The sequence below is a fragment of the Neptuniibacter sp. QD29_5 genome (assembly GCF_047778125.1).
GTDB lineage: Bacteria > Pseudomonadota > Gammaproteobacteria > Pseudomonadales > Balneatricaceae > Neptuniibacter.
Genome location: NZ_CP180556.1, coordinates 2,759,183 through 2,785,091 on the forward strand (window position 1 = coordinate 2,759,183; position 25,909 = coordinate 2,785,091).

At 45.4% G+C, this 25,909-nt stretch carries 19 protein-coding genes; 7 read left to right on the top strand and 12 right to left on the bottom strand.

The window, feature by feature from the left end; all coding sequences use genetic code 11:
* Positions 1 to 125: 125 nt before the first annotated feature.
* The 4 genes from ACMXYR_RS13115 to ACMXYR_RS13130 all read right to left on the bottom strand — a co-directional run bounded on the left by ACMXYR_RS13115 (position 126) and on the right by ACMXYR_RS13130 (position 6,567).
* Positions 126 to 1,178 carry a type II secretion system protein gene (locus ACMXYR_RS13115; RefSeq protein ID WP_415901933.1) on the bottom strand — a complete coding sequence of 351 codons (1,053 nt, stop codon included), beginning with the start codon at positions 1,176 to 1,178 and terminating at the stop codon, positions 126 to 128.
* Between the two features lie 124 nt (positions 1,179 to 1,302).
* Entirely contained in the window at positions 1,303 to 1,482 is a 180-nt protein-coding gene (locus ACMXYR_RS13120) for a hypothetical protein (protein ID WP_415882260.1), read from the bottom strand.
* A gap of 432 nt (positions 1,483 to 1,914) precedes the next feature.
* Positions 1,915 to 3,156, bottom strand: coding sequence for a GGDEF domain-containing protein (locus ACMXYR_RS13125; protein ID WP_415901934.1), 1,242 nt, complete (start codon positions 3,154 to 3,156; stop codon positions 1,915 to 1,917).
* 120 nt (positions 3,157 to 3,276) lie between these two features.
* The gene (locus ACMXYR_RS13130; RefSeq protein ID WP_415901935.1) at positions 3,277 to 6,567 is read right to left on the bottom strand and encodes an EAL domain-containing protein; all 3,291 of its coding nucleotides are present in this window, start codon (positions 6,565 to 6,567) and stop codon (positions 3,277 to 3,279) included.
* 375 nt (positions 6,568 to 6,942) lie between these two features.
* Between ACMXYR_RS13130 and ACMXYR_RS13135 the strand changes: the two genes are divergently transcribed.
* Both ACMXYR_RS13135 and ACMXYR_RS13140 read left to right on the top strand, forming a co-directional pair.
* The gene (locus tag ACMXYR_RS13135) at positions 6,943 to 7,740 is read left to right on the top strand and encodes a tetratricopeptide repeat protein (RefSeq protein ID WP_415896884.1); all 798 of its coding nucleotides are present in this window, start codon (positions 6,943 to 6,945) and stop codon (positions 7,738 to 7,740) included.
* A gap of 187 nt (positions 7,741 to 7,927) precedes the next feature.
* Positions 7,928 to 8,395 (top strand): RDD family protein, encoded by a 468-nt coding sequence (locus ACMXYR_RS13140; RefSeq protein ID WP_415896885.1) that lies wholly within the window; start codon positions 7,928 to 7,930, stop codon positions 8,393 to 8,395.
* 60 nt (positions 8,396 to 8,455) lie between these two features.
* Here ACMXYR_RS13140 and ACMXYR_RS13145 read toward each other — a convergent pair whose 3' ends face one another.
* The 3 genes from ACMXYR_RS13145 to lptF all read right to left on the bottom strand — a co-directional run bounded on the left by ACMXYR_RS13145 (position 8,456) and on the right by lptF (position 11,134).
* The gene (locus tag ACMXYR_RS13145) at positions 8,456 to 8,797 is read right to left on the bottom strand and encodes a four helix bundle protein (protein WP_415901936.1); all 342 of its coding nucleotides are present in this window, start codon (positions 8,795 to 8,797) and stop codon (positions 8,456 to 8,458) included.
* A gap of 130 nt (positions 8,798 to 8,927) precedes the next feature.
* Positions 8,928 to 10,016: an LPS export ABC transporter permease LptG gene (gene lptG, locus ACMXYR_RS13150; protein ID WP_415901937.1), complete on the bottom strand. Its 1,089-nt coding sequence runs from the start codon at positions 10,014 to 10,016 to the stop codon at positions 8,928 to 8,930.
* On the bottom strand, positions 10,013 to 11,134 hold the full coding sequence (lptF, locus tag ACMXYR_RS13155; protein ID WP_415901938.1) for an LPS export ABC transporter permease LptF: 1,122 nt from the start codon (positions 11,132 to 11,134) through the stop codon (positions 10,013 to 10,015). Before lptF ends, lptG begins: the two co-directional genes overlap by 4 nt.
* A gap of 172 nt (positions 11,135 to 11,306) precedes the next feature.
* Between lptF and ACMXYR_RS13160 the strand changes: the two genes are divergently transcribed.
* Together ACMXYR_RS13160 and ACMXYR_RS13165 are read left to right on the top strand one after the other, a co-directional pair.
* Positions 11,307 to 12,803, top strand: a complete 1,497-nt coding sequence (locus tag ACMXYR_RS13160; RefSeq protein WP_415882268.1) for a leucyl aminopeptidase — start codon at positions 11,307 to 11,309, stop codon at positions 12,801 to 12,803.
* 19 nt (positions 12,804 to 12,822) lie between these two features.
* Positions 12,823 to 13,254: a DNA polymerase III subunit chi gene (locus ACMXYR_RS13165; protein WP_415901939.1), complete on the top strand. Its 432-nt coding sequence runs from the start codon at positions 12,823 to 12,825 to the stop codon at positions 13,252 to 13,254.
* Between the two features lie 91 nt (positions 13,255 to 13,345).
* Here ACMXYR_RS13165 and ACMXYR_RS13170 read toward each other — a convergent pair whose 3' ends face one another.
* On the bottom strand, positions 13,346 to 14,452 hold the full coding sequence (locus ACMXYR_RS13170) for a hypothetical protein (RefSeq protein ID WP_415901940.1): 1,107 nt from the start codon (positions 14,450 to 14,452) through the stop codon (positions 13,346 to 13,348).
* Between the two features lie 243 nt (positions 14,453 to 14,695).
* On the opposite strand from ACMXYR_RS13170, the gene ACMXYR_RS13175 reads away from it, so the two are divergent.
* Positions 14,696 to 17,551 (top strand): valine--tRNA ligase, encoded by a 2,856-nt coding sequence (locus ACMXYR_RS13175; protein WP_415901941.1) that lies wholly within the window; start codon positions 14,696 to 14,698, stop codon positions 17,549 to 17,551.
* 130 nt (positions 17,552 to 17,681) lie between these two features.
* On the opposite strand, the gene ACMXYR_RS13180 is transcribed toward ACMXYR_RS13175, so the two are convergent.
* Positions 17,682 to 18,416, bottom strand: coding sequence for a hypothetical protein (locus ACMXYR_RS13180; RefSeq protein WP_415901942.1), 735 nt, complete (start codon positions 18,414 to 18,416; stop codon positions 17,682 to 17,684).
* A 369-nt stretch (positions 18,417 to 18,785) separates the two neighbouring features.
* Between ACMXYR_RS13180 and ACMXYR_RS13185 the strand changes: the two genes are divergently transcribed.
* Entirely contained in the window at positions 18,786 to 19,523 is a 738-nt protein-coding gene (locus tag ACMXYR_RS13185) for a substrate-binding periplasmic protein (protein ID WP_415901943.1), read from the top strand.
* A gap of 27 nt (positions 19,524 to 19,550) precedes the next feature.
* Here the strand turns inward: ACMXYR_RS13185 and ACMXYR_RS13190 are convergent, their stop codons facing one another.
* Positions 19,551 to 20,417 (bottom strand): MBL fold metallo-hydrolase, encoded by an 867-nt coding sequence (locus ACMXYR_RS13190; RefSeq protein ID WP_415901944.1) that lies wholly within the window; start codon positions 20,415 to 20,417, stop codon positions 19,551 to 19,553.
* Between the two features lie 365 nt (positions 20,418 to 20,782).
* On the bottom strand, positions 20,783 to 23,611 hold the full coding sequence (locus ACMXYR_RS13195) for an FAD-binding and (Fe-S)-binding domain-containing protein (protein ID WP_415901945.1): 2,829 nt from the start codon (positions 23,609 to 23,611) through the stop codon (positions 20,783 to 20,785).
* A gap of 411 nt (positions 23,612 to 24,022) precedes the next feature.
* Between ACMXYR_RS13195 and ACMXYR_RS13200 the strand changes: the two genes are divergently transcribed.
* A complete protein-coding gene (locus tag ACMXYR_RS13200) occupies positions 24,023 to 24,946 on the top strand; it encodes a LysR family transcriptional regulator (RefSeq protein WP_415901946.1) in 924 nt (307 codons plus the stop codon).
* On the opposite strand, the gene ACMXYR_RS13205 is transcribed toward ACMXYR_RS13200, so the two are convergent.
* Complete coding sequence (locus ACMXYR_RS13205) at positions 24,876 to 25,817, bottom strand: DMT family transporter (RefSeq protein ID WP_415901947.1); 942 nt, start codon at positions 25,815 to 25,817, stop codon at positions 24,876 to 24,878. The genes ACMXYR_RS13200 and ACMXYR_RS13205 overlap by 71 nt on opposite strands.
* Between the last annotated feature and the right edge of the window lie 92 nt (positions 25,818 to 25,909).

Sequence of the window (25,909 nt, forward strand, 5' to 3'; positions counted from 1 at the left end):
CCAAGTAAAACCTTTTTAATTATCATCTCGTAACTACCATTAAAACAATCAGTTAGAGACAAAAAAACATAACCACTTATTACAAAAAAGCAGGGGCTAAACCCCTGCTTTTTTAGAAAGAAGAATTACTCTTCTTCGTTACCTTTAGCTTCAGCAATCTCGTCGTCGTAACCATCACCACCAGCATCAAGAACTGCTACAATTTCCATCTCTTCGCCAACTTCTTTCCACTCAGAAACTTCATTACAGTTAGCATCTAGAGACTCTGCTGTACCAGATGAACATTCTGCAACTTTAACTACGATTGAGAAGTTTGCATATTTATCCGCTGGAGCATTACCATCCTGTGGAGCACGCGCAATAACAGAACTCAAGTCTGCTGCAGGGCCAACACCAAATACAGCCAAGACAGCATCTTCATCTTGACCTAATTCAGCAGGTTCATTAAAGAAAGCTAAAGGAATTGCCTGTGTACCGGTCATAGCACCAGTTAGGTCAATTTCTGCACCTGCACCGAATTCCCACTCGCCATCTTCTACTACAGAATCAGCAAAAATCAATGATGGTTTAGTTACATCTACAGGAAGAACATTATCATCACCATAGCCTGTACCATCACACAAAGAACCTGCAGCGTAACGCAAACTAGTCAAGCCTTTATCTGCAAAGCTACTAACAGCACTTGATGTCACTTCAACAATTTCAATTTTTTCATACAAATCAGAAGTCAGACCACCATGAACTTTAGGAACATTAGAAGTATTAGTATTGTTACTTAGTTTCAGTTCAGTACCAGATATAACAGTAGCCAATGAACCAGATGCGACACTACCAGACCCACCAGTAGTTACACCACTACTACAAAGTAAAGAATCCAAACCACCTGGCAATAAACGCTTTTCAGAAACGTTGTATACGTTCATGCTGTTTTCAAGAGTTGCCATAGTGTGAACAGCTGTTGCTTGAGCAGCACCTTCTTCCTTGCCATCCATATTAGAAATAACCGCACCTGCAATTACTGCAAGAATCGCAACAACTACTAACAATTCAAGCAGTGTAAAACCGCCTTGTTTTGCTTGTAGCTTTTCACCCTTAGCGCGCAACTCTGCGTCTTTAACCTGAGATAGGTCAGCTTTCATAAATTTGCGAATAGAATCTTTCATCTGTTGAGCGTTCATTATTTTTCTCTTTATTATTTTTACCGCATCTGTCTCGCACAGATTTTTGGATTTTTAGTTATAAAAATCTTTAAGATGCAAACCCGCATTGCACTCTTTTTATAGGGACGAACTCTTCGCTAGCTCAAACATCCACCACAAAACGGTACTGTCGGCCGTAATGGAGAATGACCTCTTTTTGCTGGCGTTTTAGAATTTTGGTTTCGATTCGGATCTCACCATAACCATCATGAGCAAGCACATCTTCAAACAACTCCAACAATTTCTTTTTAGCTGGATCAGCTGCTGGTTTATCCGTGCTCATAATTTTTTGCCCTTGGCTATGGCTTAATCTGACTTCCTTGAAATGTTGGGAACTAATCCTTAGCACCCCATGTCCGAAAAACGTGACAGAAAAGGTAACTGTTTCAAAAATGTTACCAAACTGGCCATTAGAGCCACCTTTTCTAGTACTTTGGAGCCAACTTCATCCCGAAATTCCCGTGAAGCATTCCTAAAAAACCTAACAAACGAATTCGGAATTGATCCCGCAGAGGTATGATTTTTAATAGAAAAAATAAAGGAAGAAACGTTCGTGAATATGGTGACTAAAATCTAGAATCGCAGATAAAAACTAGAGGAAGGTAATAAAAATTCAAACAAAGGCAGGTAAACTGCCGAGGCACGCTTAAGACTATTTTTTTCTTCAGCAGACACCAATACACAAATATTGAGGGCTGAAGATGGCAGGTATCTTTTACATAGAACTTGGTGCAGTGTTCTCTACAGGCTTTAGACTCACATCTCCAACCACGCAATTTCGACCACTTTTTTTCGCTTCATATAGAGCATCATCTGCCCGCTTAATCAAAGCATCTAAATTAATATCGTTCGGTTCCGCAGTAGCAAAGCCGATACTAATCGAGATTTTTATTTTGTGCCCCAAGAGCGCATATTCAGACTGGGAAACAAGCCGCTGCAACCGTTCAGCTACCTGCTTTGTACCAGCATAAGAAACATCAGGAATCAGGGCAATAAACTCCTCTCCGCCATATCGACCAATCGCTGAATACGAGCGCAGCTCTCCCATCAACCGATGCGCCACCAACTGTAAGAGTTTATCGCCTACCAGATGACCGTAGTTGTCATTCACTTTTTTAAAGTGATCAAGATCTAGCATCAGCAAGGCAAAGCTAGCTTGTTTTGACGAGGAGCGCTTATAACGCTGCCACTCAGCTTCCATTCTTCGTGTAATTTCAGCTCGGTTATAAAGCCCTGTTACCGCATCAACCGTCGCCAACTCTTCCAACATCTCTTGTTGATAAACCATTTTCTTCACCGCCTTACGCATAAATACGAAGGCTGTGCAAATTACGCTCAACAGAATGATCGCTAGCACACCGACAAACAGAATAACTCCTTGTTGGATTTCACCACGAAAGCTCGAAGTATCTTGGTATATTTCAAAAACTGCGATCAGCTTTCCTTCCGAATTATGCATGGCAACATAGCTCTCAACCACATCAACATCGAACCGGGTTTCATGAGCCAAATCCCTGATCTGGTCTTTTGTTTGAATATTCGAACTCGCACCATCTATAACGGCTTGTTTAAGCATCTCATTCGCACTCGCATCTTTGCCAATAATGCTCAGATCTGTGCTGTAGATGATGATACCCTCTGGGGAAAACAGCTTAGTTTTCACAATACCGTAGGGCTGAATAAAGTCTCTTAGAGTTTTATTTAGTTCTAATAATTGCGGAGGTAGCAGAGGAGCAGAGTTCAGTGCTGAATTGAGCTCAGTACGGTATGTAGTAAAAATCGCTTCCGTAAGGTTAATGGCGTTGGATTCAGCTAGACGTACGACATGACGTTCATATAATTTGCTAGCAGCATAGCCACTAAGCAGTAATAGAACAATCGATGCAAGAATGGCAACTAAGCAGAATCGCTGTAAAAATTGACTCAACGATGATGATAAGGCTTTTGGGCTCAACAACTAACAACCTCAATACAGCAGGAACTGTTTTCTCTTTCTCTAATTTAGGTTAGCAGAAACTCTACCGACCGTTCATACTCCTTTCATTCAATATTTCAATTTTTAGCCTAAAGGTTAGTACTACTGAGGTTTAAGCATTAATTTTTCAAATTGCAGATAAGGTACTGGCCGACTGCTGAGGTAACCTTGATAGTAATGGCAAGCTTTGTTTTGCAAAAACCTTAACTGCTCTTGGGTCTCCACACCCTCAGCCAACACTTTTAAACCTAAGCTATGCCCCATGGCAACGATTGTAGCTGCAATCACCATATCGTCTTTATCCTGAGGAATATCTTCTACAAAAGATTTATCTATTTTAAGGACATCGATTGGGAATTTTTTAAGATAGGCTAATGAAGAGTAACCGGTACCAAAATCATCGATAGCGACTTTAACGCCCAACTTTCGTAGCTGATGAAGCAGATCAATAAATTCCTGCTCTCTTTCCATCAATGCACTTTCGGTAATTTCGAGTTCTAGATATTGTGCAGGCAACTCCGTTTGCTCAAGCACCGTTTCCACAAGCTGACAAATATCGGTGTGCCGCAATTGTACAGAAGATAAATTAACAGCCATCGTAATCGGCTTAAAACCTTGATCCAACCATGACTTCAGTTGTATACAACTTTGCTTCAGTACAAACAGACCAATAGGATTGATCAACCCCGTTTGTTCGGCCAATGGAATAAAATCAGCAGGGCCGATTAAACCTTTTTCCGGGTCTTGCCAACGCACCAACGCTTCTGCACCGATTAACTCACCTGAAACAATATCAATTTGCGGCTGATAAAAAACCTCTAGCTCTTGATTCTCTATCGCACGGGATAACCTAGCTTCCAATTCCAATCGACTACGAGCGTCACGCGTTAGCTCTTCTGTGAAATAATTAAAGCAACCACGCCCTTCGTTCTTAGCTTTATACAATGCTGCATCTGCATGCTGTAATAATGCTTCCGCATCTTCACTTTGGGTAGGATAAATACTGATCCCAATAGAGCCCCCAATGGCAACATCCACACCATTCTTTAAAACCCAGCGTTTACTAATAGCTTCGATTACTTCATTTGCAACAAGACCTGCATCCTCCGGATGGTGAATATCCTCAAGCAACAAAGCAAATTCATCCCCCCCCATACGACAAACAAGATCAACTTGCCGCAACCGGTCTTTTAATAGCACAGCTACTTGCTGTAGCAACTCATCCCCCGCTGCATGGCCAAAGCTATCGTTCACATCTTTAAACCGATCTAAATCCAACAATAATAAGGCCAACTGTTTACTATTCCGCCTTGCTACGGCTAACGATTGCTCCAATCGTGATTGCAGCATCAATCGGTTAGGCAGATGGGTGAGCATGTCATGATGAGCTAAATAATTTAGCTTTTGCTCAGACTCTTTAAGTTTAGAGATATCTGAAAAGACCCCTACATAATGAGTGACCTTTTGATAATCATTGGTAACCTGACTAATACTCAGTAACTCGGGGTAAACCGCACCATCCTTGCGACGATTCCATATCTCCCCCTGCCAACTGCCTTTTTCTCTCAAACTATCCCACATCACCGCGTAAAACTGCTCGTCATGTCGGCCCGATTGTAAAATTTTCGCAGGTTGCCCGATCACCTCTTCACTGCCATACCCAGTTAACCGGCAAAAAGCTTTATTAACACGTTGAATAACTCCAGCTGCCGAAGTAATCATCACCCCTTCTGTCGTACTACCAAACACAGCAGCAGCCTGGCGAAGACGATCTTCTTGGCTTTTGCGTTCGGTTACATCTTCCAAGATAGCCAAGAAACCACACTCAGTAGTAATACCCGAGGCGTTAATCAGTTTTTGCTTACCCTCCAAGCAAGTAATCTTATATTCACTTAAGGGAATTTTATGGTCGGTTATACGCGCTCGCTCAATAGCTCCATACCAACGCTCACGCGCTTCTTTACGGTATTGTAGATCGGGATGAGCTAAGGAAAACCAGGTATCTAAATCGGGTAGGTGTTTTGCTGAATAGCCTAATGTTGTTGTGAAGGCTTTATTAAGGCTAATCAATTTTCCATCAAACCCAACATAGGCCATAGGAACAGGTGATTGCTCAAACAAGACTCTAAAACGCTGTTCACTATCTCGAATAGAATCTATTGCTTGGAACCGTTCAGTCAAATCACGAGCGATAGCAACAACATAATCTTTATGCCCAAAGCGTACTAAACGCGATTTAACCTCTACTGGAAAAACGGTGCCATCCAAGCGCCGATATTCTGTTGTTTGTAGCAGCTCTTCTTTAACCTTTAACTCAGATAGATTTTTTTCTAACCAGTCGTTTAAAGATTCATTCGCGGTGGTCAAATCAACAACACGCAAATTTAATAAATCGCCATGTGACATAGCTAGGCTTTTTGATGCCTGCTCATTAGCATCTAAAATTCGTCCATCATCAGCATCAATGATGTAAATTGCATCACTGACCTGTTCAACCAAATGCTGGTAAAAATCGCGCTGCTCTATATCCCTTAAACGCGCTTCACTATTAACTAAAGCACGGCTTTTTCGCTCTAAGGTTTCTTGCAAATACTCGATATAAGAACCCTGTAGAGATTTAGCGATATCATGCCGAGTCAAGATGCCCTTAAGGCAACCATCATGTTCAACCACCACAAGACGACGCACATGGTTGCTCTCCATCATCCGACTAGCAATTTGCAAAGGTAGATCAGGCAAAACAGTTATTAAAGGCGTAGCCATAATCTCTCTTGCCAGCACCTTTTCTATGTCTAAATTTTCAGTCGCTAGACGAACTATGTCCCGCTCGGTCAAGATACCAACCGGACAACCCTTCTCTACAATTACCGTGCAGCTAATTTTCTCTGAGCTCATCAAAGAAAGCACAGAAGCCAACGAAGCTTCAGGCTCTACTCCTTTAACACGGTAACTCATCGAATTAGCTACGGTTTTTAATTCAACGAGGTACTCCATTCCCATGTGGTGAAGAAAATCCCCTTCACTCACAAGACCCAACAACTGTCCTTCGTTGCCTACGACGACCAGATGCCTGACATTGTTTTCAGACATCGTTTGATAAGCTTTGGCATAACCGAGGTTTGAGGAGACAGTGATCACAGGCTGACTCATTACATCAGCCATGCATAAAGAGGAGATCGAATGATCATCAAGCATTAAACGAATGGCATCTTTCTCGGTAAAGATACCTACAGGCTTAGCAGAATCACCGACAGCGACAATGCTACTGATCGAATGCTGCTGCATTAACGCAAGCACCGTTTTTAAGGGCACATCCGGTGAAACAGTTATAACACTAGGTGTAAGTATCGCCTTTAACGGTGCCGCCTCTATTTCAATAGCATTCAAATTCATACATCAACCAATTCGAATAAGATCAAGCAATCATGGGATGCTACCTAGATCAACTGGCAAAAACATTGATATCAGTACCTATATCAATCGATCTAAATACAAGAAGATATGATGTATCTTAAAAATATCTTTTATATAATTACGTTTACCAATCTAGTTTAGGTACAAAAATTAGTATCTGACTAATAGAAAGCGCTTATTTTTTCAGTAAAAACAAAACATTAGATAGTGCTTAATAAAACTTTATACTGAGACTACGGTCATTTATGAAGTACTGGTGAGGTAAATACGACTTGGAGCAAACAAAATTTTTCCAATATAGGTATAATCGTCGGCCTCTCTCGAACCCAAACTAATTTATGCGGGCAACACTCGATGAAGAAACAGATTCTTTTAGCTACAAGTCTAATGCTGAGCATTGGTACAACAAACCTAATGGCAGCCGATCTAGGCAAAGGCTCTTTAGCCTTTGACAAGCAAGACTACGCAACAGCCCTTGAAGAGCTGAAGCCACTGGCAAAAGAAGGCGATCCAGATGCACTCAACATGCTTGGCCAGATGTATGAGAATGGCTGGGGCGTTGAGGTAGACGAAGCTAAAGCACGCCGTTACTACAAGCGCGGTGCTTCTCAAGGCCATATGGCTAACGTAAACAGCCTGCGTGCTCTGAAAGACAAAGAATACAAAGTTGAACTAAAAACCGTTCAACCTGCCGCTGAATCTGGTGATGCTCAAGCACAAAACCGTTTGGGTGAAATGGCAGAGTTCGGTTACGGCATGTCACGTAACGCTGATATGGCAATCGAATGGTACCTAAAATCCGCTGATCAAGGCTATGTCGCTGCACAGCACAACATCGGCCGCTGCTACAACTTCGGCACAGGTGTTGAGCAAAACTTCGAAGAAGCAGAACGTTGGTACCGTAAAGCGGCTAACCAAGGTCACACTGACGCGATGTTCTTCTTGGGTACGCTATACTCTAACAACCACGGTTCTCAGAAAGATCAGGATACAAACATCCTAGCTTACGCTTGGATGCACAATGCTGCTGAATTGGGTAACAAAACTGCACAAGCTATTGAAAAACGTTTGGTAATGAAGCTAAACCCAAGCGAGCTTGAAGAAGCTAAAGCATTAGCTGCTGAGTACCGTAAAACGTACATTGCAGAATAAGCGTCTCAATATTTTAAAAAGGCGATCAGATGATCGCCTTTTTTATTGCCTGAAACCAAGTCGGTGGCAGAGCACAACCATTTCCATGTAAAATCTACGCCTAGATAGATAACTTTTAGCGGGCAATTTTCGCAAACCAGCAAGTAACGCCCAGTCTTAAACTCGACCCTATACGTGTATTAATAAAATGAGCCGAGCCTTTAAAGAAACTTATGCCGATATCAAAATCGCCAGCCCACTTAAACGCTTAGGCGCTTTTGTTTATGACTTAATGTTAGTTGCAGCCTTATTAATGGTCTCTACCGGTGTACTTATGACCATCAACGGCGGCGAAGCCCTAGATACCAGCCCTTACTTTGCCGTGTATCAGTCAGCTCTATTTATCATTGTTTACCTATTCCTATCCTTCTTCTGGATGCGCAACGGTCAAACCCTCGGCATGCTCGCTTGGCGTTTACGTGTACAAACCTCTGAAGGCTACCGCCTTAACTTCACTCAATCCCTAATACGTTACATTGTAGGCATCATCTCCCTATCGGCATTCGGCGTAGGCTTCCTGTGGATGTTTATCAACAAACAGAAGATGACATGGCATGACCTAGCGTCAGGCACACATGTGGTAGAACTACCGAAGAATGCGAAGATTTTAGAATAAAGGCAGATAAAACCAGCTTAATACCGCTAAAAACGGGCGAAGGCAGCGAAAGGCAATACATTAATCCCCACATTGCTGGATTAATGTATTGATCATTTTCTTAATGTAAAACAGCTCCGCTGACCACTTTTCAGCCAAACTAGGCTCAACAAACCCTACTTGGCAGCCAATAAGTATTTGAGTACGTAACTCAGCAGCTGATCCTCGAGCATAGAAAAGGAATTTTCTCTTTTCTTTCACTGAACCTCGCTCAAAACCCTCTGCAATATTACTGGGGATAGATAAACCACTTCGGGTAATCTGATCTTTAAACCCCAAATCCCTACAATTAGCAAAATGCTGATAAAGCTCACAACTCAAATTACAAGCTTTCTTCCAGACGTGAAGTGTTTCAAAGCTCATAACAACCTCCTTGTTGTTAATGACTATTAAAAATTCCCAAACTATTTCAATCGCTGTTTAGGATGCTTCTTCCCTTAGCTTATACTGTTTTTCACTGACTTTAGCAGGGTTTAGCCGCGCTTCGCTCGCCTTATCTAGCCCTATTAAGCAACCAGAAACCAAACCCCGCACAAATCAGAATTGGGATGATCACCGCAACAAACGGTGCGAACCCAAATACGGCGCTGGTAGGACCGAGGATGTCTTGAGTGAGTTTAAATGCGAGGCCTACGATGATGCCGGTGATCAAGCGCTGCCCGAGGGTTACGCTTCGCAATGGGCCAAAGATAAAAGAAACAGCAACCAATACTAAAGCGAATACAGCTAGCGGTAAGAGGAGCTTGCTCCAGAAAGCCACACGGTATTGGGAGGATGCTAGGCCCTGCTCATTGAGATATTCGCTGTAAGATAGCAAGCCACTCATCGATAGGTTAGTCGGTTGAACCATTACAACTTTTAAGAGTTCAGGCGTTAAACCGCTTTCCCAAACTTCGGATTCTAAGGTACTCGTAGTCACAGAAGATGTCGCTGGTGTCGCTCGATCTTCTGCCGATGGAAAACGAGTTTCACGAACATTCGTAAGTACCCACTTGCCCTCTTCGTAACGCCCTACTTTGGCAAAACTAGAGCGGGCAAGAGTGAGATCTTCATTGAACTCATAACGACTTACGCCGCGAACAGAGCCATCAGGAATTACAGCATTGATATGTAGGAATGTACGCTCATCTCGGTGCCAAACACGGCTGGCATCATTAATCGCTCGGCTACCCGTTTGAGCTACTTGGCGGTGACTCTGCGCCTGCTGCTCTGTATGCGGAACTACAAATTCACCAAGACCTAATGCAAACGCAATAATCAGCAATACCGGTTTCATAACAGACAAGATAATCCCTAAAGTCGAGATACCTGCTGCACGCATAACCGTAAGTTCAGAACTCGATGCAAGGATACCCAAACCTAACAAGCAGCCGATCAAGCTTGAGAGAGGAATAAACTCATAAATACGGCGCGGCAAGGTTAGCAGAGAATACTCAACCGCAGCAGCGAAGGTATAACTACCTTCAACATTTTTAAGTTCCTCAACTAGAGCAAACAACATATCTAGCCCTGCAACCACCAGCAGAACCACCAAGAAGCCACCTAAGACATGACGCGCAATATACAGATCTAATAGCTTCATGACGTTTTCTTACTCCATGGCATACGCAAAGTCGGCATAGGAATTTGGTTAAATACCCGACTCCAGAAACGGCCAAAAACAATCATATTGAGCGCAAACAAAGCAAAGACAAAATGCACCATCCAGATAGCAATCGGCGCAGCTTCATCGTCACTCACTTTACTGGTCATATTGCTCAAAATCGTGAGGTATAAAAGATAGATAATAATCGACGGAACTAGGCGCGCAAAACGCCCTTGGCGTGGATTAACACGGCTTAAAGGCACCGCCAACAGGGTAACTACGATCGCCAGTACAGGTAGAGATAAACGCCAGTTCAGTTGGGCGCGATGCTTAGGTTCATCCGAATCCCAAAGTACAGACGTAGGAAGCGCCTCTACTTTGTCATAACGTATCTCTTGGTTTTTACGCTCAACCTCTGAGCCGTATCGCTTAAATCCAAGCTCAGTGTAATCCGCTTTGCCCGGAACACCTTCATAACGGAAGCCATCTTCTAGCACTAAGAAACGCTGATCTCGTTCAGTATCAGTCAACATACTTCCGGATTCAGCTAAGGTAATCTGCAAACGCTTAGTGCTTTGATTGCGGTCAGCCATAAAGACCAAACCGAGCTCACCATTTTCATTTACTGAATCGGTATAGGTCACCCGCGCACTGTTCTGATTCTTCTGAAAGCGCCCCGGCACAAGGCTTTCTAGCTCGCTGCGACTTTCTTGCTCATCAAAGATTTTATTTGTTTCAGAAGCGCCATAAGGAGAAACAAAAACAGATAAAACGCCCACAGCAACAGCCACCAACAAAGCGGGACCCATGGAATAAGCCACTAATCGTTTCTGGCTCATACCGCAGGCTTCGAGTACCGTCATCTCACTCTCAAGATAGAGTCGACCATAACCCAGCAAGAAGCCTAGAAATAAACCTAAGGGAAGAATCAGTTCAAGGAATCCCGGTAAGCGATACCCCATAATAGCAAACAATACACTCGGATCTAATTCACCGGCCGCCGCCTTGGAAAGGTATCTAACAAAACGTCCACTCATAATGATGACGAGTAAAACCGAACTCACCGCCAACATGCTGAGTAGCACTTCTCGAGATAAATAACGAAAAACGATCACTCTATGTCCCTACGAAACTGTTACCGACACAAAAATGGTTTATATTATGGGCCTTTACAGCGGAAATTATCTGTCAAAGCCTAGGTACTGAGTTTTAAAGTATCGGCATTATCCTTTAATCCGCACCTAATGTCTTGTTTAGACGGCTGCTGGCCGTGAGTTTGGAGCTAACATGGATTTTGAAATTGTAAATGGTGAGATTCAGTCACTAGAAACAGAATGTCTAGTCATCGCAGTTGAAGCTGATGGCAACCTATCCCCTGCAGCGAAAGCAGTCGACAGCGCCAGCTCTGGATACATTAGCGAAATCATCAACCAAGGTGATATCAGCGGCAAAACAGCACAAACACTTCTACTTCACAAAGTACCGGGCGTAACTGCTAAGCGCGTATTGCTGGTTGGTTTCGGTAAAGAAGAAGACCGTAACAACCGTAACCTACGTAAAGCCGTAACCGCTGTTATGGGCATCGTTAAAGGCACTGGCGTAAGCAGCGTAACATTTGCGCTAGATTGCAAGCTAAGCGACGACGCTGATCAATACCGTCAACTTCGTCATGTTGTTGAATGGGCAGGCGCTGAGCTTTACGTATACGACGAAACTAAGAGCAAAAAAGCAGATCCTCTAAAACTGGAACAAATTGCGCTAGTTGTTAACGATGGCGATGCAGAAGTTGCAGAAACAGCCCTTCTAGACGGTACAGCTATCGTCAACGGCATGAGCATTGCTCGCGACCTAGGCAACCTACCAGGCAACATCTGTACGCCGACTTACCTAGCTGAGCAAGCACTAGAACTAGACGACGAATTTGAAAGCCTAACAGCAACCATCGTTGATGAAGACGAGATGGCTGAACTGGGCATGCACTGCCTACTTTCTGTAGGCAATGGTTCTGAGCAGCCTTCCAAGCTAATCGTTATGGAATACAAAGGCGGCGAAGAAGGCGATAAGCCACACGTACTTGTAGGTAAAGGCATTACCTTCGATACCGGCGGCATCTCCTTGAAGCCAGGCGCTGGTATGGACGAGATGAAGTACGACATGTGTGGTGCAGCAAGCGTATTCGGTGCAATGACTGCGCTATGTGAAATGGAGCTACCGATCAACGTTGTTGGTATCGTTGCTGCAGCTGAAAACATGCCAAGCGGCCATGCAACTAAGCCAGGCGACATCGTAACGACTATGTCTGGTCAAACTGTTGAAATCCTAAACACTGACGCTGAAGGCCGTTTGGTTCTTTGCGATGCCCTAACTTACGCAGGCAAATTTGAGCCAGCATCAGTTGTAGATATCGCAACGCTAACTGGCGCTTGCATCATCGCACTAGGTCACCACGCTACTGGCGTACTATCTAACAATGACGATCTTGCTCAAGAGCTAATGCAAGCGGGTAACCAAGCAGCAGATAAAGCTTGGCAGCTACCTCTATGGGATGAGTTCCAAGAGCAGCTAGATTCTAACTTTGCTGATATCGCAAATATCGGTGGTCGCCCAGGCGGCACGATCACAGCAGCGTGCTTCCTATCTCGCTTCACTAAAGAGTACCGTTGGGCTCACTTGGATATTGCAGGTGTTGCTTGGCATAGCGGTGGTAAAAACAAAGGCGCTACAGGCCGCTGTGTACCGCTACTAACTCAGTACCTGCTAAACCAATCAGCAGACGAGGAATAAGCCTCAGGCTTAGTAACCGATGACCAGTAAAGCTGATTTCTATGTACTACCTTCTAGCGACCCGGATGCCCGCGGTCGCTTCCTTTGCCGTTTAGTCGAAAAGATCCGTGCGCTAGGGCACCAACTTTACATCCAAACCGCAAATGAAAGTGAAGCCAAACATATTGATCAGCTTCTCTGGGAATACCGCCCCGAAGCGTTTATCCCACACCAACTGGTAGGCGAAGACTTACAAGCCGGTGTACAAATCGGCTGGGATCAACAACGCCCGCAACATAAAGACGTATTCGTAAATCTGAATTTAGATATTCCAGAAGACGCGCTAGGATTCGACCGAATCTTAGAAGTCGTCGTGCAAACAGAAGATGTCCTTGCCTCAACCCGCAAAAACTACAAGCTCTATCAATCTAATGGCATTCAGATTGATATGCATGATATGCGTAAACGCTAGTGGCTAGTGGCTAGTGGCTAGTGGCTAGTGGCTAGTGGCTAGTGGCTAGCAAGCGTAGCGTTCTATAGGCGCAGCCGTCCTAGCAACTAATTCAAGCCACAACCGTCCCTTTCCCGCCGGACTTTTTATGCCCGCGGGTTTCTTCAATCAGGAATTTAAGCCAGCGCATGTATGGTGTACCACCGGTGCCTTGCTGATCATTACAACGCCGTGCGATGTATTTAATCGCCCAGTGATAGTGCACTTCACGAAAGCAAGCCATCAGTTCTAACACCGCATCAAACTTATCGGAATTCGCCACAGTTTTAACATCAGGCATAGCACGTACTTGTTCCAACATAACTCGATGATCAACCGGCATGTACTGACGCATATCGTACAAATGTCGGGTTAAGCGATTGTCTTGGTGAGGGATTTTCATAAACTCTGTGAGTAACGGCATGATGGAGCTCTGTGCGCCGGTTTCACCTCGGTAGCTGATCGGATCAATATTCACACCTTCATACACCACATCTTGGAATTGGCCAATGTAGGGGCGGAATTTAGAGAAATACAGCTCATCAGACATACGCTCAGGTATTCGTTGCAATACCTGAATAATCGACGTCATTGCCATAGCGATCTTATCGAGTGCAGCATCAACGTCTCTGGGCTGAACTTCACCTTGCAGACTTAGAACGGCATCTAAGATATCCGCAGCCAGAGCCTCTATTTCGATATGGACCAAGATAAACCAATGCTCATCGTAGAGATGAACAAAGTTCTGAATCGTATCGATATTACCCAGTTGAACAGGCTTACGAATATCAAACCGTCGCCAGTTAAACAGCGCATAACCGTCGTAACTCAAGATGGGTGGTCGCTGCATCAGGTCAGCAATTTTGCATAAAGGCCGGGCTAGGTTAGCCGGTAAAGAATGACAACTTGGTTGCCCTATTTGATTGATATAACCCGACGCGATAAAACCCAACCTGACATAGTAAAGGCACGCTTGCGGCCAAAGGTCATCAGGGATATTGATATAGGGCCAATCGGGAACAAACACTCGACGCAGATAGTTTCGAGCATCCTTTTCTAGTAACAAACTCGGTAACGAATTACCCACCGTATCCAGTACTGCATAAGGCTCCCCCAAAACCAATTCAGTCGCCGGATCCTGACAAGGTAAAAAACCGCGTGTGGCATAACATTGTTTCATGTTCGTACCTCCGCAATAACTTTGATACTTACAAGTATAGAAGCAGGACAACGCTGTGTAGCTGCCAGTTACTAGAACACGACTTCGTCGTTGCTAGTGGCTAGAGATTTTTCTAGCCACTAGCAAGCAAAGCGTCTAGCTACTAACCCCTTATACCCTGTATAATGTTGGACTTTATGCGTGCTGCCCACGGCAACTCTCGGGCAGCCTAATTCGACAGATTTTCAGAAGACTCAGAGCGCAATGGATACGACTTACCAGCCGCACGAAATCGAGAAATCCTGGTACAAAACCTGGGAAGACAACAACTACTTCGCACCTCAAGGCGAAGGTGACTCTTACTGCATCATGATTCCGCCACCGAACGTCACCGGTAGCCTGCACATGGGTCACGCTTTCCAGCACACCATCATGGATGCTCTAACTCGTTACAAGCGTATGCAGGGTAAAAATACTCTGTGGCAGGTTGGTACAGACCACGCGGGTATCGCAACGCAGATGGTTGTTGAGCGTAAGCTAGCGGCTGAGAAGCAACAGACTCGTCACGATCTAGGTCGTGATGCCTTTATCGAAAAGATTTGGGAATGGAAAGAAGAGTCCGGCGGTACAATTACTCGCCAGATGCGTCGCCTAGGTAACTCTGTAGATTGGGCGAACGAGCGTTTCACAATGGACTCTGGTTTCTACCACGCGGTTCAAGAAGTATTTATCCGTCTATACGACGAAGGCTTGGTTTACCGCGGCAAGCGCCTAGTAAACTGGGACCCTAAACTTCACACTGCGATCTCAGATCTGGAAGTTGAGAACAAAGAAACCAAAGGCAAGATGTGGTACCTACGTTACCCACTAGCTGATGGTGTAAAAACAGCGGCTGGCGAAGACCACATCGTTGTAGGTACGACTCGTCCGGAAACAATGCTAGGTGATACCGGTGTTGCAATTAACCCTGAAGATGAGCGCTACAACGATCTGATCGGTAAAGAGATCGTTCTTCCGCTTGTTGGCCGTCGTATTCCAATTGTTGGCGACGAACATGCTGACATGGAAAAAGGCACAGGTTGCGTAAAAATCACACCTGCACACGACTTCAACGATAACGAAGTTGGTAAGCGTTGCAATCTGCCAATGATCAACGTCCTAACCTACAACGCTGATATCCGCGAAGAAGGTGAAGGCTTTAACACTGACGGTACGCCAAACAACGACATCGACACTAACATCCCGGAGAAATACCGTGGCATGGAACGTTTCGCGGCACGTCGTGAAATCGTTGCCGATTTCGAAGCAGCAGGCCTGCTAGTTAAAACTGAAGAAAACGACATGACGGTTCCTTACGGCGACCGTGGTGGCGTAGTTATCGAGCCAATGCTAACTGACCAGTGGTTTGCTGATGCTAAAACGCTAGCAAAACCAGCAGTTGAAGCAGTAGAACAAGGCGATATCAAATTTGTACCACAGCAGTACGAGAACATGTACAACGCTTGGATGCGCGACATTCAAGACTGGTGTATCTCTCGTCAGCTTTGGTGGGGCCACCGTATCCCAGCCTTCTACGATAACGAAGGCAATGTATATGTAGCGAACGACAAAGAAGCTGCACGCGAAAAATACGGTCTAGATCCAGAAGTTGAACTACGTCAGGACGATGACGTTCTAGATACATGGTTCAGTTCGGCACTATGGACATTCGGCACACTTGGTTGGCCTGAAAACACTCAGCGCCTACAGACATTCCACCCGACTGATGTGCTAGTAACTGGTTTCGACATTATCTTCTTCTGGGTAGCACGCATGATCATGATGACCATGCACTTCATGAAAGATGAAGACGGCAACCCACAAGTACCATTCAAAACTGTTTACGTTACCGGCCTAATCCGTGACGAAAACGGCGACAAGATGTCCAAGTCTAAGGGTAACGTACTGGACCCATTGGATATGATCGACGGTATCGAGCTAGATACGCTTCTAGAAAAACGTACCGGCAATATGATGCAGCCGCAACAGGCAGCTAAAATTGGCAAACGTACAGAGAAAGAGTTCCCAGAAGGTATTCAGGCACACGGTACCGACGCGCTACGTTTCACCCTTGCTGCACTGGCTTCAACTGGCCGTGACATCAACTGGGACATGAAGCGCCTAGAAGGTTACCGTAACTTCTGTAACAAGATCTGGAACGCTGCACGTTACGTGCAAATGAACACTGAAGGCGAAGACTGTGGTCAGAACGGCGGTGATATCGAACTGTCACTGGCAGATCGCTGGATCGCAAGCCGCCTACAAGCGGTAGAAGCAGAAGTAGTTAAACACTTCGACGAATACCGTTTCGACATGGCGTCTAAGTCACTATACGACTTCATCTGGAACGACTACTGTGCATGGTACCTAGAGCTTTCTAAGCCAGTACTATGGGACGAAGATGCTTCCGCAGCCGCTAAGCGTGGCACTCGCCGCACCCTAGTTCGCGTATTGGAAACGATCCTACGTCTTGCTCACCCAATCATGCCGTACATCACTGAAGAGATCTGGCAGCAGGTTAAAGGTCTAGCCGGTGTTGAAGGCGATACGATCATGACTCAGGCTTACCCTGTGCCAAGCACTGACAAGATCGATAGCGATGCAGAAGCTGAGATCGAATGGCTACAAGGCGTTATCACAGGTGTTCGTAACATCCGTGGTGAGATGGGCATCTCCCCTGCTAAAGAGCTAGACGTACTGTTCCAGAACGGTGGCGACCTAGACAAACAACGTCTAGAAGCTAACCGTACCTTCCTATCTAAACTAGCATCGCTAAGCAGCATCACATGGCTAAATTCCGGTGATGAAGCACCAATGGCAGCAACTCAGCTAGTGGGCGATATGGAAGTATTGGTACCTATGGCCGGCCTAATCAACAAAGATGCTGAACTTGCTCGTCTACAGAAAGAGTTAGACAAGCTACAGAAAGAGATCAGCCGTGTTGAAGGTAAGCTAGGTAACGAGAAGTTCGTATCCAATGCACCAGAAGCGGTTATCGCTAAAGAGCGTGAGAAGCTTGCAGGCTCTCAAGCAGCATTCGATAAGCTGAAAGAACAATACGGTAAGATCGAAGCGCTGTAAGACAGATCGCTACGCTTCTAGCACGCTTCGCGCTTAGGACGCGGCTGCGCCGCTAGAGTTGTTAGAAAAAGCTTAAAACACAAAGCCCAGACTTCGGTCTGGGCTTTTTTGTAATAACACGAAATATTCCCTATCTTCCTTCAATCAAAATTCTGCGTCTTAGTGTGCCTTCAGGTGCTAACTCAGACACAGCATTTAAGAAGCGTAGCCTTTCATCGGAAGAGAGGTAATTATGCCCTCCGGCTAGCCAAACCTCTTCATTATCCACAACCTTACCGATAATGATCGCATGCTCTGCGTTAAACGAACCAAAGAGGGATAGCGCCTCATTACAAGGGCTATACCAAGCTACATTTTTTCGTTTTTTTACAACCCGTTTAACCAAACGGGGATCATCAAAAGCTATCAAGTTGCCAAACCCAAGCTCTATCAGCCTCTGTTGATGAGAGGAACCACGCCAAACCATAATCCCTTCTAGCCTCCTGGCCTCCTCAAAAGAATTAATTGGCTGAGTCACACTCAGAAAGCAGATAGGTACTTCCCACAGTTTCGCCAACCAACTAAAACGTTCTTCTCGTTCGGTCGTGCGAGTGAGTGGGAATAGAAGATACTCCTTAGATTTTTCCGTTTCTAAAACAGCGCGAGACCACGGCACGATACGGTAATGTAATTTCACATCGGCTTTGCTCGCGGCTTGTGCAAAGAAATCGGGATAGATCCCTTCCACCCCAGTCTCTGTTTTTTCCAAAAGGCCGGACATCAACTCCGTAGAGACGAGCGTCACCCCTGAATGCTCATCCGCACACACAGGGGTGTTTACATTCAGTATCAAAAACAGAGAGAGGCAGAGGGTTCTGATCTTCACTAGGGCTCCACTGGCAGATCTACAAAAAACTGTATGTAGTCTAGCAATGAAACGGGCTGCTCGCTTTAGATCAGACCGCTACGCCTCTAGAGTGGTTAGAAAAAGACTTAAAAGCAAAAACCAGACGATGAAACTATCTGTTTTTTTATTACCTTAATTAAAGGACTTTAACCCCTTTAACTTGCTAGCCACGAAGTGACGTCCTAAAAGCGAAGCGTTCTCTAGCGCCAGCGTCCTTGTTTTTCCTCCTAACCACTCGCAGGCTAAGCCCGTTCTACCCACCTGTAAAGCCGTTCTGCCAGCATAACCATTAAATTAACAACTATAATTCCGACTAGACTTTACCCTTTGTTAAATGAGTAATGCTTTATGCGTTTCGTCATCTACATTTTATTCATTCTCTCTAGTGGCCTGAACGCCGCCCCTTATCAACTACACGCCATCACTGAAGAAACACCACCACACACTTACTATGATACCAACACCCAGAAAGCAGCTGATTTTGTCGTGGAAGTAGTAGAGGAGCTATTAAAACGTACCGATACTCAAATAGTGGATAACCGCATAAAGGTTTACCCATGGGCTCGGGGTTACCATATGCTTGAAACCCAACCGAATGTCATGCTGTTTGAAACCACCCGCTCTCCAAAACGCGAGCATCTTTTTAAATGGGTCGGCCCCGTTGCCCCGCGAGTGAAATGGTTATGGAAATTGAAAAAACGTGATGATATTCAAGCCAATACTCTTTCCGAAGCGACTCAATTTGTTGTTGGCGGTGTTCGGGGGTTTTCATCCGCCGAGCAGCTTGAACAGCTAGGTTTTAAGATTGAGTACAGTAATCAAGAAGACACAATGTATAAGAAATTTTTCAGTGGTCGAGTGGACTTGGTGAATGCGACAGAGCTCGTCGCGGCTCACCACGTTAAACAATACGGATATGAATTTTCAGCTATAGAAAAGCTGATTCCGTTTGAAGACCGCTATGATTATTACCTGGCATTCAATAAACAAGTTCCAGACGAAATAATACACAAGTTACAACAAGCCTTAGGAAGGATGTTTATGGATGGAACATATACCCGCATTAGGCAACCTTATCTAGAGTAACCTCCTAAGCTACTTGCCAATCCTCTTTTAAAAAATATTGATCGGTATTTTCAGATAACTACGGCCATTTATATCAGGAGCAGGTAAATGCCCTGCCATTAGATTAAGTTGAACGACGGCAAGCATTGCCCCTGGAAGCGGTAAGCCTTTATCTCTTTGTTCGCGCATCTTAATAAATTCAGCTTCACTGGTTTGACCTGACAGGTGGATATTCAACCGCTGCTGCTCTTCGATTGTACTTTGCCAACAAGGCAGCGGTCTTTGCTCTGATGGGTAATCGTGACACACATACACCGTTGTAGAGCCGGGTAAGTTATATAAGCGCTGAATACTCTGGTAAAGCGCTTTGGCATTACCTCCCGGGAAATCGCATCGCGCACTACCAACGTCAGGCATAAACAAGGCATCACCAAGAAAAAGCGAGTTTTCTATCAGGTAGCTAACGCAGGCGGGAGTGTGACCAGGGCTGTGTAATACCCGAATCGTTTTATTGCCTAGAGGTAGTTCTGCTCCATTCTCCAACAGGTGCTGAAACTGGCTACCGTCATTAGGAACCCGCCCTTCAAGATTAAATAGGGGAATCAACTTTTCCAGTACTTCAACCACACCGCTGCCAATAGCCGTTTCACCTCCAACGCATTGCTGTATGTAGCCTGCGGCACTCAAATGATCAGCATGAATATGCGTTTCCAGTAACCAGCGAGTAGTGTAGCCATGCTTTTCGATCCAGCCGACTAATGCCTTGGCCGGTGTTGTATCAATGCGTGCCGAAACAGGATTAAAGCCCAACACAGGGTCAATCACCGCACATTCCCTACTCTCGGGATCAGCGATAATATAACTGACACTCCCGATGTCAGATTGATAAAAAGCTTTTACTTCTATGGCAGGCATATCCCTATCCGTTCAATTTAGCTTTATTACCTAAGCCTAGACACTAAACCGATATTTTTTAGCCATTTTTCTAGAAAATAATCAGTCATCAGTTAACTACCGGGGTTGTACGGAAAGATCTGCGTCTACTGGAACAACGAAATGCCGCACAGGCAGTTAAAACTAGAAACCCTTAAAGCAGAGATTCAGAAAGGGTGGGATTCCGTCACAGCTGGCAGGTAAGAGACGGCAAAGAAGTAATTAAGAATATCAAAAACAGCTGAAAGCCGAGGAACGCAGGTTTCAGCTAAAACATCCTTGTAATAACTTGAACTGGCTTTTCCTCTAGCCACGTAGTGGCGTCCTAAAAGCGAAGCGTTCTATTCCTACACCTTCCTTTCAGTACACTGATCTACCAGATAGACAATGGACTGGTAGTCGATACCGGAGTGGTGGCTTAGACCGATTTCACAGGTACGGCTGGTCGAATAGCCGCTGCTGCAGCCTACAACTTGATCCGCTAGGGTATGTAGTGCTGATTCATTCAGTTCTGGTGTAGTGAAGCCTTTGTCACCGGCAAAACCACAACAGATAATCTGATCTGGAACTACAACATTGGTGCTGCAGGCATTCATCACTTCGACAATTTTCTGATCGAGACCTAAGCGACGTGCGGAACAGGTTATGTGCAGCGCAACTTTGTCATCCACAGGGTTGAAGTCCAGCTTGTCCATCATAAAGGTGTGAATAAAATCGACCGGCTCATATAGCTTGATACGAGAATCTAGATTCTGTTTCAGCTGCATCGTACATGGGCTGGTATCGCAGTAAACGGGAATCTCTCCGCCATTACTCGCTTCTAGCAGCATATCCACGGTTTCAGAGGCTTTAGATTCGGCCTGGTTAAACATGCCTTTACTCTTAAACGGCATACCGCAGCATTGCTCTTTAAGGTTTTGTGGATAGATAACCTCAAAGCCTGCTTTGCGTAGTAGCGCTTCTGTTTTGTCCACAAGCGAAGTTTGTTCTTCTGCGCCGCGTGCTGGGCCCATGGTACGGCTAGCACAGCTTGGTAGGTAAACCACTTTCAGTTTGTTACCTGAGGTATTAGTTGGCTGAGCTGGTTGGCGCTTTTCAGTCTCCAGTTTAGGTGCAGGGGTCGGCATCTCTGGGCTCCAGTAACCAATCTTATTACCAGAGAGTTTACGCGCGGTACGCGTTACCGCACCCATGGCTTTACTACCCAGCAAGCCGTGACTCATATCAGCTATACCAAAGGCGGTTTTCGCCGCTTTGGTAACCGTACCAAAGTTATTAGCGATCCATTCGGACATACCTTCTCGGCTGGCATGACGCTCGTGGCGAAGCTGTCGAACCAAATCACCGGTATTGATGCCTACAGGGCAAACCGTTGAGCACAAGCCACAGCCTGCACAGGTATCCACAGCCATATAGTCATATTCATCAGCGAAAGCTTGCTGGTTTTCACCCTCTAACAACGCCAGTTCGCGCTTGCCAATAATACGCTGGCGCGGGCTGAGTGTTAGATTTTTCGATGGGCACATACGCTCACAGAAACCACACTCGATACACTGATCAACAATATCGCTTACGGCTTTCATCGGCTTAAGATTGCTGATATGCAGTTTTGGATTTTGCGTGATCATAACATCTGGGTTTAGGATGCCCTGTGGATCAAAGATACGCTTGATCTCCAGCATGGCGCTGTAGGCTTCATCACCCCACTCTTTCTGGACGAAAGGAGCCATATTACGACCGGTGCCATGTTCCGCTTTTAGAGAGCCATCGTATTTGTTGACAACAACATCGCAGACTTCATCGATAAAGCGTTCGTAACGATCGACCTCTTCTTTACTGCTAAAGCTTTGAGAGAAAATAAAGTGCAGGTTGCCATCTAATGCATGGCCGTAGATAACACCGTCATCGTAACCGAATTTCTGCATCAACTGCTGAAGATCCACCAGCGCATCTGCTAGCGTTTCGATTGGGAAAGCGACGTCTTCGATCAGCGCTGTCGTGCCTTTCGGACGCGTTGCACCCACCGCAGGGAAGATCCCTTTACGCACATTCCAGTACGCCTGATACTCCGATGGTTTATCGGTAAAACTTGCAGGCACAACCAATTCTAGATCATCAATCTCAGCAAGAATCGTCGCGATATGGCTTTCTATAACCTCTTGTTCATCGGCTTCGGCTTGAACCAAGATCGCTGTCGCACCTTCTGGAACACCTTGGATATAACTTGGTACACCATCCATGTGTTGTACCGCTTTAAGCGCAAAGTAATCGATCATCTCTGCTGCAGATACCGGCGTTTTATTTAGCTTAAAACGCGTAACCGCAATACTTGCTGTACGGATATCAGGGAAGACCAAAAATGCAGAGGCTTTTAGCGGGTATTTACGAATCGTGTTGTGTGTAATCTCGGAGATAAAGCCCAGCGTGCCTTCAGAACCGATCATCAAACGCCCGATGATATCGATTGGATCATCCCACTCGATAAGGGAGCGTAAACCATAGCCTGTGGTGTTTTTAACTTCGTACTTACGCAAAATACGTTTACTTAACGCGGTGTTATTGCGAAGCTTTTTGGAAAGCGCTTCTACGTCGGCAATCATGCCTGCATGACTTACGCGGAACGCTTCACGGCTCTCTTCTGAGCCAGTATCCAGAACAGTACCGTCTAAGAGTACAAATCGAGCTGAATCCATCACACCGTATGTGTCCATAGAGTTCATACCCGCCGCATTGTTAATAGCTATACCACCGGCAGTAGCCGCATCGATCGACGCTGGCATTGGCGCAAGTTGGCGTTCTAGAGGTGCTAAATAACGGTTGGCATCGCCACCCAGCACGCCACACTGCATGCGGATCTTTTTACCCGACTCAAGAATTTCATAATCTTTCCAATCCGGTGTTAGGGAAAGCATGATCGAGTTGGTAATCGATTGGCCTGACAGGCTGGTGCCGGAAGCACGGAACGTAATCGGCAGGTTCAGTTTTGTCGCTAAAGCCATCAGACGGATCACTTCGGACTCTTCCGCCACTTGCACAATCACCTTAGGCAGCAAGCGGTAAAAGCTTGCATCTGTACCGTAAGCAAGGGTACGAAGGTAATCAGTAATAATCCGCTTTTCCGGAAAAAACTTAGCGGCTTCAGCAATAAATTCTTGGTATTTATCCTGTTCCTGCATGATGCGATCCTGTCAGTTGAGCTTATGGGAACCTACTGATAAGTCTCATACTTTCTCAGTGAGCTATAAAACGACCAGATACGTGAAAGCCAGTGCAGCGAAATGTCTGGACCTTTTCAAGCTGACTGACAAAGTAGATGGTCGTTTTAGAGCCCACCCTACGGGGCTTACAGAGCAACCGAATCACTTTGTTAATGATTTTCGACAGGCAACCAGCATGCCTGTAATCATTGCCTCGTGCTTCAATTGCTCTTTAAGCCTGTACCCAAGGGGCATAGCAAAGTCGTATAGGACTTATTCGTAGGTTCCCTAGTTATTATGATTTTGAGATAGGTTAGCTCAAACGCTATAATTAAATTAGCGTGCACAATCGAATTTAATTGATTCCAAATATTAAATAATAAAACCGATATGAATAATCTGGATGATATGCTGCTGTTCGCCCAAGTGGTGAAACTCAAGTCTTTCCGCGCTGTAGCGGAACAAAGGGGCGTTGCAAGCTCTGTAGTGAGCAAACATATTTCGCGGCTAGAGAAACATTTAGGCGTGCAATTGCTGATCCGCACTACGCGAAAGCTGAACCTTACAGAAGCGGGTGAAGAGTTCTATCATCACTGTCAGCAACTAGAGAGTGGTGTAGCGCTAGCCGAGCAAGCAGTGTCTCAACATGCTGAGCAGCCTCAAGGCCTTTTACGTATTGCTGCACCGATGATCTCGGGTCAGTTCTTCCTTCCTGCCGTCGTCGATGAGTATCTAAAACGCTATCCAGAGATGAAAGTAGAGATGGTGATTAAGGATAGCTTTCAAGATCTAATCTCAAACGGTTTTGACCTCGCAATTCGTACTGGTACTTTATCCGATTCGACCCTGCGAGCCCGTCTTTTGGTGCAATCCCGTTGGTACGCTTATGCTTCACCAGAGTATTTACAAGAGCACGGCACACCTAAAAAGATAGCCGATCTGGACGAGCACAACTGCCTGCAGTTTAAGTATCAAGAAACCGGCCCTCATGACTGGCCAATCACAGTAAAAGGCCAGCCCGATCGCATTAAAGTAAATGGCCGTTTTCAGGCAAGCTCTCTTGTTACCTTAAGAGAATCCGCAATTGCCGGTACTGGGATTGCGTTTATGCCGGTCTTCCTCGTACGTGATGAGGTAGCCAGCGGCGAACTTGTCCCAGTATTACAGGAATGGGTTTACCGCGATGTCGGCATTTACGCGATCTACCCCAATATTCGCTATGTACCCCGCAAGATCAGTGCCTTTATTGAGCTTCTAGCGGAAGCTTATGAGGAGCATTGCTGCGCGTTTCATTCACAACATTTTCATGAGTAATCGCCTCTTTCGACCTGATATTGGCGACTAATATACCGATTACTACCACTGCAAATCCGCCCCAGTCTGCCGGGGTTGGTACTTGTTCAAATAGAGGCCAAGCGATTAGCGCAGCAGCGACTGGTATACCATAAAATACGCTGGCAACTTGTGATGCACTGTTTCGATTAATCAAGATATAGAGCAAGCTCACCGCCCCTAAAGATACGCCTACTGCCATCCAGAAGATGGCCAACACAAGATCTAAATGCCACTGCATCTGCATCGTTTCAAATTGAAACGCTAACAACAGCATCACGGGGACCGTACCTAATACCTGCAATGCCCCACCGCTGATCAAGTGCATATCAGCACAGTGCTTTTTCTGAATTAACTGCCCTAGCGATAACCCCAATAACCCAACTAGAGCCCAGACTAGGGTCGTCCAGCTAATCCCTTCAACAGCTAGCCCATCAGCTACAACGACCGCTACACCACTGATACCTATCAGCAAACCAAGCCAGCGCCAGCCCGTGACCTGCTCTTTCAGGTATGGTCCTGCCAACACTGTGACTAACAATGGCTGCAACGCAATAATCAAAGCACATACGGCAGGCTTCATTCCCAAGTAAAGTGCGTAAAATACGCCTACCGAGAACAGCCCCTGCATTAAGATTCCGGTTACTAAAATCCACCCAGGATTTTTCGGCCAAGGTGCACTGAGTAATACCGCTCCCAGTGCAAGCAAGCCACCCGCAATCGCAAAACGTACAGCTAAAAAGGTAAACGGTTCGCTATAACCTAAGCCAAGCTTCGCCCCAACGAATCCAGAGCCATACACTGCTATAAATAGCAGCATCAGTAAGATGTTCTGATTCAGATAAATTTTCATATTACCTCCTTAACTATACCTCTAAAAAATCCTGTACATACCAGTAGGTACAATTTATATTTCAAAAAAAGCCTGTAATTAAACAGGCTGTT